This is a genomic window from Actinosynnema pretiosum, from assembly GCF_024171695.1.
GTDB lineage: Bacteria > Actinomycetota > Actinomycetes > Mycobacteriales > Pseudonocardiaceae > Actinosynnema > Actinosynnema pretiosum.
This window is the reverse complement of record NZ_JAMTCF010000008.1, coordinates 118,338-130,723: the sequence shown is the minus strand read 5'-3', so window position 1 is coordinate 130,723 and position 12,386 is coordinate 118,338. Positions and strand designations below refer to the sequence as shown.

8 protein-coding genes and 1 pseudogene are annotated in these 12,386 nt (G+C 71.5%); 6 read left to right on the top strand and 3 right to left on the bottom strand.

All coding sequences use genetic code 11. From position 1 onward, the window contains the following. Nucleotides 1-124: 124 nt before the first annotated feature. A complete protein-coding gene (locus tag LV78_RS17980; protein ID WP_253846413.1) occupies nt 125-1,357 on the bottom strand; it encodes an MFS transporter in 1,233 nt (410 codons plus the stop codon). Between the two features lie 31 nt (nt 1,358-1,388). Next, nucleotides 1,389-1,880, bottom strand: coding sequence for a Rossmann-fold NAD(P)-binding domain-containing protein (locus LV78_RS17975; RefSeq protein ID WP_253846412.1), 492 nt, complete (start codon nt 1,878-1,880; stop codon nt 1,389-1,391). A gap of 99 nt (nt 1,881-1,979) precedes the next feature. On the opposite strand from LV78_RS17975, the gene LV78_RS17970 reads away from it, so the two are divergent. The 5 genes from LV78_RS17970 (at nt 1,980) to LV78_RS17950 (ending at nt 10,887) form a co-directional block, all read left to right on the top strand. Further along, complete coding sequence (locus tag LV78_RS17970; RefSeq protein ID WP_253846411.1) at nt 1,980-5,180, top strand: ATP-binding protein; 3,201 nt, start codon at nt 1,980-1,982, stop codon at nt 5,178-5,180. 250 nt (nt 5,181-5,430) lie between these two features. Beyond that, the gene (locus LV78_RS17965; RefSeq protein WP_253846410.1) at nt 5,431-5,697 is read left to right on the top strand and encodes a hypothetical protein; all 267 of its coding nucleotides are present in this window, start codon (nt 5,431-5,433) and stop codon (nt 5,695-5,697) included. Then, nucleotides 5,694-10,190, top strand: coding sequence for an RHS repeat-associated core domain-containing protein (locus LV78_RS17960; RefSeq protein ID WP_253846409.1), 4,497 nt, complete (start codon nt 5,694-5,696; stop codon nt 10,188-10,190). Before LV78_RS17965 ends, LV78_RS17960 begins: the two co-directional genes overlap by 4 nt. Nucleotides 10,191-10,197: 7 nt before the next feature. Beyond that, the gene (locus LV78_RS17955) at nt 10,198-10,593 is read left to right on the top strand and encodes an Imm32 family immunity protein (RefSeq protein ID WP_253846408.1); all 396 of its coding nucleotides are present in this window, start codon (nt 10,198-10,200) and stop codon (nt 10,591-10,593) included. Nucleotides 10,594-10,743: 150 nt separating this feature from the next. Further along, on the top strand, nt 10,744-10,887 hold the full coding sequence (locus LV78_RS17950; RefSeq protein ID WP_253846407.1) for an integrase: 144 nt from the start codon (nt 10,744-10,746) through the stop codon (nt 10,885-10,887). Nucleotides 10,888-11,334: 447 nt separating this feature from the next. Here the strand turns inward: LV78_RS17950 and LV78_RS17945 are convergent. Beyond that, nucleotides 11,335-11,996: pseudogene (locus tag LV78_RS17945) on the bottom strand (transposase family protein); the annotation flags it as partial. A 61-nt stretch (nt 11,997-12,057) separates the two neighbouring features. Here LV78_RS17945 and LV78_RS17940 point away from each other — a divergent pair. Next, nucleotides 12,058-12,386, top strand: a 329-nt coding sequence (locus LV78_RS17940; protein ID WP_253846406.1) for a transposase, incomplete at its 3' end; no start/stop codon positions are given.

The following is a 12,386-nucleotide window of genomic DNA, read 5'->3' as shown; positions in this document are numbered from 1 at the left end:
CATTTCGGTACCTGACCAGCGCGAACCGACATGTGCGCCACGCAATCCCGAACCGGTCGGAATGGGTGAAACAACTGCACCGGTTAAACGTCGCCGAACATCTGCCGTGGCGGCCGGGCCGCCGTCAGGACCCGGTGCGCCGCACCGGGAAACCGTGGCTGCGAGCCAGGACGATCACCGCGAGCACCGGCAGCATGAGCACCAGAACGCTCCACGGGAACGACTCGACACCGGCGGCCTCGAGCAGGATGCCGCCGATGACGCCGCCGCCCGCCATCGCGACGTTCCACAGCGTGACGAGCATGGCCTGCGCCGCGTCGGCCGACTCTCCACCCGCGTCGCCCACCGCGGTCTGCAGGAGGGTCGGCACGCCACCCCAGCCCAGTCCCCAGAGGGCGGCGGCTGCGTAGACCAGCAGCTCGTTGTCCCCGACCAGGGCCAGCGCCAGCGCCGCCACGGCGACGAGCAGCGCGCTCCCGACGGTGAACGCCCGCAGCCGCTGGTGGATCTGGGCGCCGACGAGCCAGATGCTCAGGATCGACGCGATGCCGAAGACCAGCAGCACCAGGCCCGTCTGGTCGCCCATGCCGCGACCGGCGAGGAACGTCGCGATGTAGGCGTAGAGGATGGTGTGCGCGAGGACGAAGACGAGCGTGACGAACAGGACCGGCGTCACGCCGGGCACGCGCAGCGTCGGCAGCATCCTCGGCCGCGTGCCGCGCCCCTGGCCGGGGTAGTCCGGCACGGCCACGACGATCCAGACCAGCAGCACCACGGTCAGCACCGTCATCGCCAGGAACGCGGCGCGCCAGCCCGCCACCTGGCCGAGGAACGTGCCCGCGGGCACGCCCAGGCACAGCGCGACGGGGATGCCCGCCATCGCGATCGCCATCGCCCTGCCCTGCTGGTGGGTGGCGACCATGCGGCGCGCGTAGCCCGCGAGCAGCGCCCAGGCCAGGCCCGCGGCGACACCGGCGACGAACCGGGCCACCATCGTCAGGCTGTACAGCGAGGACACCGCCGTGACGGTGTTGGCGACGGCGAAGCCCGCCATCGAGGTGAGCAGCAGCCGCTTGCGCCGCCAGCCCGCGGTCATCGACGACAGCGGGATCGCGGTCAGCACGGTGCCCAGCGCGTAGATGGTGACGGTCTGCCCGGTCGCCGACTCGCTCACGCCGAGGGAACCGCTCATCGCCGGGAGCAGGCCCGCGGGCAGCGTCTCGGTGAGGCTGGTGATGAAGACGGCGGTGGCGAGGGAGAGCAGGGCGAACAGGGGCAGCTTCGGTTCGCCGGAGCTGCCCCGGTCCGCCGTCGGCACGGCTCCCGAGCCGTGGGTGGTTTCTGGTGTTGCGCTCATGTGGTGTTGCTCCGGTTTCCTGCGGACGTGGTCAACGGCTGCTCAGGCCGCCGTCGACGGGGATGTGGGCGCCGGTGGTGCACGTCGCCTCCGTGGCCAGGAAGAGGGCGACGCGGGCGACTTCCTCGGCGCAGCCGCGACTGTCGAACGGGGCGACCGCGTTGACGCGGACGCCGCGCTCGGCCATCACGGCGGTCAACGCCCGGACGGCCTCGGCCGAGGTGGGTGTGGTGAGCACGACCGAACCGCCGTCGAGCAGCCGGTCCAGCAGCGGCGACGTCTCGGCCAGGACGTCGGCGAACACCAGGTCGAGGCCCTCGCCACCGAGTGCTGCGGCGAGGTCGGCGGACGCGACGACGAGCGCGGCGGAACCCACCTCGGCCCTGGCGTCGGCACGCGCGGCCTCGGTGGCCGCGGTGAGCACGACCCGCGCGCCGCCCTCGGCGAGCCGCTTGGCGATGGCGAGGCTGATCTCGCCCGCCGCCACGTCCACCGCCGCCCTGGTGCCCGCGTACTTGGTCATCTCACTCCCTCCCACGTGGTGGTTACTGTGCCGAGGGGTGCTTCGGAGTCGCTTACGATCGGCTTACGGTCGGCTACGACAGGACACCAGGAGTGAGACATGCGGTTCGGTGTGCTCGGCCCGCTGGCGGTGTGGGACGAGGCGGGGGAGCCGGTCACCGTTCCCGAGCTCAAGGTGCGCGCGCTGCTCGCGGCGCTGGTCGCGCACGACGGCGACCCCGTCGCGGCCGACGCCCTGATCCACCACCTGTGGGGTGACCGGCCACCCGGCAAGCCCTCGAGCGCGTTACAGGCCAAGATCTCCCAGCTGCGCAGGATCGTCGGCCGGGACCGGGTCGTGCGGCAGCCACCGGGGTACCGGCTGCGGCTCGACGCCGCCGAGGAACTCGACGCCGCCCGGTTCCGCGACCTGGTGGCGCGGGCGAGGTCGACGGCGCACCCGCGCGAGCGGGCCGCGCTGTTCACCGAGGCGCTCGACCTGTGGCGGGGCGCGGCGTTCGCGGACTTCGCGGACGAGGAGTTCGCGCGACCGTCCGCCCGCCGCCTCACCGAGCTGCGGCTGGCAGCGGTCGAGGAGCAGGCGAAGGCCAGGTTGGAGGCGGGCGACCACGCGCTCGCCGTCGGCGAGCTGGCGGCCGTCGTGCCCCAGCACCCCCTGCGGGAGGGGCTTCGCGCGGTGCAGATGCGTGCGCTCTACCTGAGCGGGCGGCAGAGCGAGGCGCTGACGTCGTACGAGGACCTGCGGGCGCGCCTGGTCGAGGAGCTGGGCATCGACCCGAGCCCCGAGCTGCGGGCGCTGCACCAGGCGGTGCTCCGGCAGGACACCGAGCTGGGCCCGCCCTCGGCGGCGGAACCCCGACCGGACCGGCAGGCGCGGTCGAACCTGCCGAACGCGCTCACCCCGCTGATCGGCCGGGAGCGCTCGCTGGCGCGGCTCGCCGAGCTCCACCGCGACGCGCGGCTGGTCACCCTCACCGGCCCCGGCGGCGTCGGCAAGTCCAGCCTCGCGGTCGCGGTCGCCGCGCACGAGGCCGCCACCCGGCCGGACGAGTTCCCCGACGGGGTGTGGCTGGTGGAGTTCGCCGGCCTGCACGCCGCAGGGGTGGCGGAACTCGCTCAGGTGATCGCGGGCGTGCTCGGCGTCCGGGAGGGTTCGCCGTCGGCGCCGGGTGGGGGCGGGACCACGGTCGCGCGACGCCTCGCCACCGCGTTGCGCGACCGCCGCACGCTGCTCGTGCTGGACAACTGCGAGCACGTGATCGACGCCGCCACCGAACTCGCCGAGCTGCTGCTGCGCACCGCGCGCGGCCTGCGCGTGATCGCCACCAGCCAGGAGCCCCTCGGCCTGGCGGGCGAGGGCGTGTTCGCCGTGGAGCCGCTGCCGACGCCGGACGCGCTCAGGCTGTTCACCGCGCGCGCCGCCGCGTCCGCGCCGGGATTCCCGCCCACTGCGGCGGACCTGGACCGCGCCGACCTCGAAGCCGTGACGGAGATCTGCCGCCGCCTGGACGGCATCCCGCTCGCGCTGGAGCTCGCGGCCACCAGGGTGCGCGCGCTCGGCGTCCGGGAGCTGGCCGTGCGGCTGCACGACAGGTTCGCCATCCTGACCCTCGGGCAGCGCGGCGCCCCCGCGCGGCAGCAGACGCTGCGGGCGATGATCGACTGGAGCTGGGAGCTGCTCAGCGCCCCGGAGCGGATCGTCCTGCGCCGCCTCGCCGTGCACCGCGACGGCTGCGACCTGGCGGGCGCCGAGGAGGTGTGCGCGGGCGACGGCGTGTCGAGGGCAGAGGTGCTCGACCTCCTGACCAGGCTCGTGGACCGCTCCCTGGTGGTCGTGGTGGCGGACGGCCCGGCGGGCCCCCGCTACCGGCTGCTGGAGTCGGTGTCCGCCTACGCCACGGAGCGGCTGCACGAGATGGAGGACTACACCTCGACGCGCGACCACCACCTGCGCCACTACCTCGGGGTCGCCGAGCGCGCCGAACCCCGGCTGCGCGGCGCGGAGCAGCAGGTGTGGTTGAGCCGCCTCGACGCCGAGGCCGCGAACACGCGCGCCGCGCTGGAGCACGCCCTCGAACGCGCGCGCTCCGACGAGGCGGTCCGGCTGGCCACCGCCCTGTCGTGGTGGTGGCTGCTGCGCGGTCGCCTCACCGAGGGCAGGGCCGCGCTGGCCGCAGCACTGGCCGCCGCGCCCGGATCGCCGGAACTCGCCGCGCTGCACGGGGCGTTCGCCCTGCTCAACGGCGACCACGCGGCAGCGGCAGCCTCGGCGGCGGACGCCATCCCCGTTCCGGAACGACGTGCCCGCGCGCTGTGGCTGTGCGCCTACGGCCTGTTCAGCGCGGGCGACACGACCGGGTCCGCGGCGGTGAACGCACGGGCGCTCGACCTGTCCACCGAGGCCGGGGACGAGTGGGGCGTCGCCGCCTCCCTGGGGTTGCGCGCGATGCTGGCGCTGGTGCGCGGCGACCTGGCGGCCCTGGGCAGCGACGGCAGGCGCAGCGCGGAGTCGTTCCGCAGGCTGGGCGACCGCTGGGGCGAGATGCAGACCATCCCGCCGCTGGCGACGCTGGCCGAGATCAAGGGCGAGTACGAGTACGCCGTGCGCTGCCAGCACGAGGGTCTGCTCATCGCCCAGGAGCTGGGCCTGCACGCGGAGGTGTCGGCGAGGTTGTCGGGCCTGGGTCGCTTAGCGCTCCTGGACCGCGACTGGGACCGCGCACGGGATCTGCACCAGCGCGCGCACCGCATCGCCGTGGAGCACGGCTACACCTACGGCCAGATCCACTCCAGGATGGGCTTGGCGCTGGGCGCCCGCAGGGCGGGCGACCTGGCCGCCGCGGAAGAGCACCTGCACCACATCCGGGACGACCACGAGGGCTTCTCGTCCCTGGCGGGCGACCACCTGCTCCACGCCGAACTGGGCTTCATCGCCGAACTGCGCGGCAACGCAGACGAGGCCACCACCCAGCACCTCCACAGCCTGGACCTGGCACGGGTCCTGGCCGAACCGAGGGCGCTCGCGCTGTCCCTGGAGGGTCTGGCGGGGGCCGAGGCGGCCAGGGCCACGCGGCAGGCGGCGGAACGCGCGGCCTGCCTGCTGGGCGCGGCCGACTCGGCCCGCCGCTCCGCGGAAGCCCCCCTGCCCGAGGCCGAGCGCGGCGACGTGGACCGCATCGCGGCGGCGGCGCGGTCGACCCTGGGCGACGGTGATTTCACCGCGGCCTTCGAACGCGGCACACGCCTGCCGGTCGAGGAGGCCGTGTCGACGACCTGTCGTGCGGACCGGGTGGACCACTGAGCGGTCTTGCCACGGGTGACTGCCGCCCTCCACGTCGATCGCCGCGAGCGTCGCGTGTGCGCGGATCGAGTGACCGAGGTCCGCGGACGTGCGTCGAGGTCAGCTCACGTCAACGGCCGGTCCAGGTCCGAGGTCACCGGTCAGGGTGAACGGTTGGGCCGATCCGGTCATCTTGGGAGCGAATCGGCATGGTGCGCCGTCCCGGGGACAGTAGCTTTGCCCGATCTCGTCGTCACCGGAGGGGGAGCCGATGACCGATCCGCTGGTCAACGCGCAGCGCTCGGTGGACGACTGGGAGCGCGACGCCGAGGAGAAGGCCGCCCGGTACGAGTCGACGCGGCAGGAGGTCGAGCGGATCTCCATCACCGCCTCGGCCACGAACGGCGCGGTGAGCGTGACCGCCCTGCGGCACCGCCGCGTCGCAAGCCGGGTGATGACGGCGACTTCACCGACGAGAGCTACCTGCGGTGAGGCGGTGACCGGCGAGTCCGCGCGGTTCGACGGGGTGAACACGTGAACAACCCTCTGATCGCAGCACCGCAGAGCGACACGACGGCGGTCACCGGCATCGGCGTCGCCGAGTCGGCCAACGACCTGGCGCAGGGCATCTCCGACGGCAGCTGGGTCGCCGCAGGCCTCGGCGGCATCGGCGTCGGTCTCGAAGTGCTGTCGATGGTCATAGACCCGATCGGCACCGTCGCCTCCTACGGCGTGGGCTGGCTCATCGAGCACGTCCAGCCGCTGAAGGAGGCGCTGGACTGGTTCGCCGGTGATCCGCCGGTCATCCGCTCCTTCAGCGAGACCTGGTCCAACGTCGCCGCCGAGGTCGCCCGCGTCGCCGAGGAGCTGGGCGCGCAGGACGCGCCGGGCTGGCAGGGCGCCGCTGCCGACGCCTACCGGGGCCACGCCGCCCAGACCGCCGACGCCATCGCGGGCGCGGGCGCACTGGCCGAGGGCGTCGGAGCGGGCGTCATGATCATGGGCGAGGTCGTCGCCGCCGTCCGCGAGATCATCCGCGACCTCGTCGCCGAAGTCGTCGGAAAGCTCATCACCTGGGCGCTGGAAGCCGTCGCGACCCTCGGCCTGGCCACCCCGCTCATCGTCGCCCAGGCCACCTCCACCATCGCCCGCGTCTGCAACCGCATCGCCGACCTCGTCCGCAAACTCGTCAAGACCATCGGCAACGTCGCCCCACGCATCCGCCAAGTCCTCGACAAGCTCGGCGAGATCATGCAGAAGCTGGGCGCGCTCGGCCGTCGCGCCGACGCACCCGGCAGCCCCGGCACCACCACCCCGTCCAGCGCACCGAGCGCACCCGACGCGCCCACCGCGGGCGGACCAGGCGGCACCACCTCGCCATCGGGCACCACCTCGTCCTCCGGCACCACCAGCCCGTCAGGCACCACGTCACCGTCCGGAACGACATCGCCCTCCGGAACGACGTCGCCATCGAGCACAGCGTCACCGGACACCGCGTCTTCGGACACGACACCCGGTGGCACCAACAACAACGAGTCGCCACAGTCTGGCTCCGGCAGGCCGCGCTCGAGCGGTCCCGACCAACCGAGTCTGCGCGAGGACACCCCCAACCCGCGCGATCGGGCGCAGCCCCCCGAGGGGCGCTGCGAGGGCCGTGAGCCGATCGACCTCGCCTCCGGCGAGATGTATCTGGCGCAGATCGACGTCGACCTGCCCGGCGTGCTGTCACTGCTGGTCGGACGCGTGCACGTGTCGTCCTACCGCGCCGGACGGCTGTTCGGCCCGTCGTGGGCCTCCACGCTGGACCAGAGGCTGGAAGTGGACGAGCACGGCGTTCACTTCGCCGACCCGGACGGCGTCGTGCTCGTCTACCCGCTCCCGCCGAGCAGCGGCGCCCCCGTGCTACCGGTGGAGGGCGCGCGTTGGTCGTTGGCTCGCACCGATTCCGGCTACGTGATCACTCAACCCAAGAGCGGGCGGTCGCTGCACTTTCCGGACGCGGCTCACGCGCCGATCAGCGCGATCGCCGACCGCAACGGCAACCGGATCGACTTCGAGTACACGGGGGCGCTGCCATCCCGGATCCGGCACAGCGGTGGCTACGACATCGCCGTGGACACCGAGACCGGCCGCGTCACCGGGCTGAGGCTGGTCAACCCCGCGGGTAGCGAGATCACGCTGGTCTCCTACCGCTATGACGACAACCGGCTCACCGAGGTGCTGAACTCCTCCGGCGCGGCGCTGCGGTTCGAGTACGACCACGCGGGTCGGATCACCAGGTGGATCGACCGCAACCAGGAGTGGTACGGCTACGAGTACGACCACGATGGCCGTTGCGTGCGCACGACCGGCTCGGGTGGCGCTCTGACCGGCGAAGTGGAGTACAACCCAGCGGCAGGCATCACCAGGGAGATCGACTCACTCGGACACGTCACCCAACACCACTTCAACGACGTCCGCCAACTGGTGCGGCGGGTAGATCCACTCGGCAACCAGACGCTGTTCCAGTGGGACCGCTACGACCGGCTCGTGTCCACCACCGACGCGCTCGGCCTCATGACGTCGTACCTGCGTGACGACGACGGCGAGATCCTGGTGCTGACCCGGCCCGACGGGACTCAACTGCTCGCCGAGCGCAACGAGTTCGGCCAACCCACGCGTCAGGTGGATCCCGACGGGGCCGTGTGGCTGAAGGACTACGACTCACGGGGCAACCTGGTCGCGGTGACGGACCCGAGCGGCGCGCTGACCCGCTACGAGTACAGCGGGAACGGTGGCCTGACCGCCGTGGTGGACGCGGCGGGCGGCACGCACCGGACCGAGGTGGACGCCACAGGCCTCCCGATCGCCGTCACCGACGCCCGCGGCGCCACCACCCGCTACACCCGCGACGTCATGGGACGCGTGCGGCAGATCATCGACTCGACCGGCGGGGTCACCGCGCTGTCGTGGACGGTCGAGGGCAAGCTCCTCGCCCGCACCCACCCGGACGGGTCGGGCGAGTCGTGGCGCTACGACGCCGAGGGCAACGAGGTCGAGCACGTAGACCGGGTCGGGCAGCGGACGAGCACGCGACCCACCCACTTCGACGTGCCAGCCTCGCGGATCCTGCCGGACGGCAGCGCTCTCCACTTCGACTACGACACCGAGCTCAGGCTGGTGTCGGTGACCGACCAGACGGGCTCGGTTTGGCGATACGAGTACGACGCCGCGGGCAGGCTGGTGCGCGAGATCGGCTACGGCGGCCAGACCCTCGACTACACGCGTGACGCCGCCGGGCGGGTCGTGCGGCGGTCACGCGGACCGGCCGACCACGTCGAGTTCGAACTCGACCCGCTCGGCCGGGTCCTCACCCGCTCGACGCCGACTGGCACGTCTCGGTTCAGGTATGACGCGGTTGGTCGCGTGGTGTGGGCGGCGAACGGACACGCTGAAACCGCGTTGCGTCGCGACGCCTTGGGCCGGGTGATCGAGGAGAGCACCAACGGGCGCACGTTGACGTCCCGGTACGACGCGGTCGGTCGGCGCGTGAGCAGGGTCACCCCCACCGGCGCTCGATCCGACTGGACGTACGACCCGTCGCACCTGCCGACAGCCCTGCGTGGCGGCGTCCACCCCCTGGAGTTCACCTATGACGCAGCGGGGCGCGAAGTAGGTCGACGGTTCGGAACCGCCGTGCTGACCCAGCGCTGGGACGCCGCAGGCAGGTTGGCCGACCAGGACATGTCCGTCGTGGACGGATCTGGCGCGAAGCGGCGGATCGCCCACCGCCGGTACCACTACCGCGCCGACGGCTACCTCACGACGATCGAGGAGCCTGCGGGCCCGCGGACCTACGACCTCGACCCGCTCGGCCGGGTCGTCTCCGTACACGGTCCGCACTGGTCAGAGCAGTACGCGTACGACCCGACCGGCAACCTGGCCCAGGTCGAGGTCCCCGGCGCGGAGCCTGCCTCCTTCGCCTACGAGGGCAAGCTGTTGCGCCAGGCGGGACAGACCCGCTTCGACCACGACCACCGCGGCCGGGTCGTGCGGCGGGTGCGGAGCAGGCTCTCGCGCAAGCCGGACGTCTGGCACTACACCTGGGACGCCGATGACCGGCTGACCGAGGTCGTCACACCGGACCAAGCGCGCTGGCACTACACCTACGACGCATTGGGCAGGCGCATCGCCAAGCAGCGGACCGGTCCGACTGGGGAGGTGGTGGAGCGGACGGAGTTCGTCTGGGACGGCACGGTGCTCGCCGAGCAGATCGACCCCCTCCAGGCGATGACCTGGGACCACGACACGACCGGGATGCGGCCGGTGGCGCAGCGACTGCGGGTCCCCACCCACGACGCCGCATGGGTGGACCGCGAGTTCCGCTCGATCGTCACCGACCTCGTGGGCGCCCCCACCGAACTAGTCGCGCCGAATGGTCACGTGGTGCGCCAGGAGCAGACCACGCTGTGGGGTCGAACGGCGCTCCCGGCCACGCCATTGCGGTTCCCAGGCCAGTACCACGACCGCGAGTCAGATCTGCACTACAACTACTCGCGCTACTACGACCCCGAGATCGGGCGGTACGTCACCGACGACCCGCTGGGCATCCGCCCGTCCCCGAACCCCCGTGCCTACGTGCCGAACCCGACGCGGTTCATCGACCCGCTGGGCCTCTCCCCCGCACCGGGAGGCTCGCACGCGCTCGGCACCGGATCGCACACCAACCCGCCGCCGCCCCAGGTCCCCGGCCCGATCTCGATGGACGAAGCGGTCGAACTGGGCGCCCGGCACGCCGGCGACAACGCACGGGTCGTTCCCTCCGGCAGCGGCGGCTACCAGTTCATCGGCACCTCCACCGACAGCGCGGGCAACCGGATCGCCAGCGTGGCGCGCTTCGACATCAACCCAGCCAGCCCTCACGTGCAACAGCTCGGGCCGCACCTCAACCTCGAGACGCAGGTGAACGGCAACCCGATACGCTCAGGCCCGTACAACGACCCGCACATCCCGATCGACCCGTCCACGATCCGGCCGGGCGACATACCGTGAGAAGGCAATGATCGTCGCACTGTCCACGACCACGAACGAGGCGGCGCTGTCCGGGACGCCCCAGGAGTACGCCGAACTCGCGGCGGCGCTGGAACGCGGTCGAGGCAGGTTCGAACTGGTCACCACGAAGAGCGTCACTCCCTACGGTGTGGCGCTGGAGACGCTGTCCGTGGACGCGGTGGACACGCCAACGGTCCGGATCACCGTCGACCGAACGGCACTCGACCTGGCGATCCGGGGTCCGGAACGGCACCTGGCCACACTCGGCATGATCGTCCGGGCCAGCGCGGATTCGGGTGTCCCGAAGGGGCACGTGCACCTGGAAGGCTTCGAGGGGCACGACTTCCTCGCCGAGGACTCCTTCTCCCTGACCGTTTACGACGCGGTCGAACCGACCCCATGACCGCATCTCGGGCCGCTCACGCCAGCCCGTGATCTTGTGCAGCCCCAAATTCCTCTCCGCCAGCAGAGGGGAACCACCGTCCTTGGGCGTGGCCGGGTGATCGTGTCCCTGATGCAGGGGATGCCCCGGAAGTTGCTGCCAGTTCCGTTGGTGCTGCTGCTGCACCGCGAGGCGGCGAAGGACGCCGAACCGTCAGTACTGCGGCACGAGAACGCGGTTCTTCGCAGGCGGCTGGTAGGTCCGGTCCGCTACGAGCCCTCAGACCGGTTCTGGTTCGCTGCCCTGTCCGATTGAGAGATCGTCGCCGTTGGTAGAAGTCTTCCCGGTGACGCCGGGTGCCATGCTCGGCAGGCATTACAGATTCACGGCCCGCGAGTGGGCTGCTCCGCGCCTCGATGAGCCGGACGGTCACCGACACGAGCGGCAGTCAAGTCGCTCGTGCTGCGGTTTGCCGGAGAGAACCAGCCGTGGGAGCCGTCAACGGATCCAAGGTGAACTGGCCCGGCTCGGCCACCACATCACCCACGCGACGGTCTGACGGATCCTGCGCAGCGTGGGCAGCGACCCGGCATTCGCCATACCGACCCGACCTGGCGACAGGTCCTCATATCTGAGTCCAGGGCATCATCGCGTCGGACTTCCTCCACCTCGACGCCGTGCTCGGTCAAAGGCTCTACGCACTGGCCCCCTCGAACACTGAGCCTTTTTCATCGTGGTTAATGGCGAGGCTTGATGTGGTGGCAGGACGAGGAGGGCCACGATGAGCGCGGTGGCCTGGCGTGGGCAGTAGCGGATCTTGGTCAGGAATTTCCAGCCCTTGAGCAGTGAGGCGGCGCATTCGCCGAGGGTTCGGACGCGGGCGTGTGCCCGATTGGGCGCCTTCTGACCGGGTGACAGGTGAGGAAGTGTGCCGTGGCGCTTGAACGGTGTGCGCACCGCACCGTCCGCCCCCTGGTACGCCTTGTCGGCGAAGTGGTGCCTCCCATGCCCGGTCAGCATGTCGATCAGGTAGTAGGTGCGGGCCGCGGGCAGTGCCGCCGATGCCCACACCAGCCGACCCGCCGGGTCGGCGAGAACCCGGTCGCTGACGCCGTGGTGGTGGTGGTGGTGGTGTTTTGCCTGATTAGCAGGGCTTCTGGTCAGCGACGCGGCCGATCGGGACCAGGGTGCCATCGAAGATCGCGTAGGCGAGCCGGGAGGCGTTGACCTGCTGCGAGGAAGTCATCGGCCAAGGCTCCGGGAAGATCCACCGCTTCCGGGGCGTAGCGCCAGGCGGTGCTGCATGGAACTCCGAATCAGGCGGCCAGGCGGGCACAGCTGTCGCCGTTGCGCAGGTGGGCAAGCACCAGCCGCGCCTGACGGCCGGGATCCAGACGCTTCCACCGGGATCGGCGTCGCACACGCTAAGACCTCCTTTCAGAATGAGTTGGTTGGGGTTTTGGCTGGTGGGGAACCTGGTGGGGCATGGCTGCGCCGTGGATCGTCGATGACGAACTGTGGGACCTGGTCGAGCCGTTGATTCCGGTCCGGACCAGGAACTTTCGCCACCCCGGCCGCAAACGGCTGCCCGCCCGTGAATGCCTACAGGACATCCTGTTCGTGCTGCACACCGGCATCGAGTGGGCCGACCGGCCCACCGAGCTCGGGTTCGGCTCGGGTTCGACCTGCCGCCGCAGAATGCTCGAGTGGGCCGAGGCGGGGGTCTGGCAGCGCCTGCACGAGGTGATGCTCGCCGAACTGCACGCGGCGAACAGGATCGACCGGTCCCGCGCGGCGATCGACTCCTCCCACGT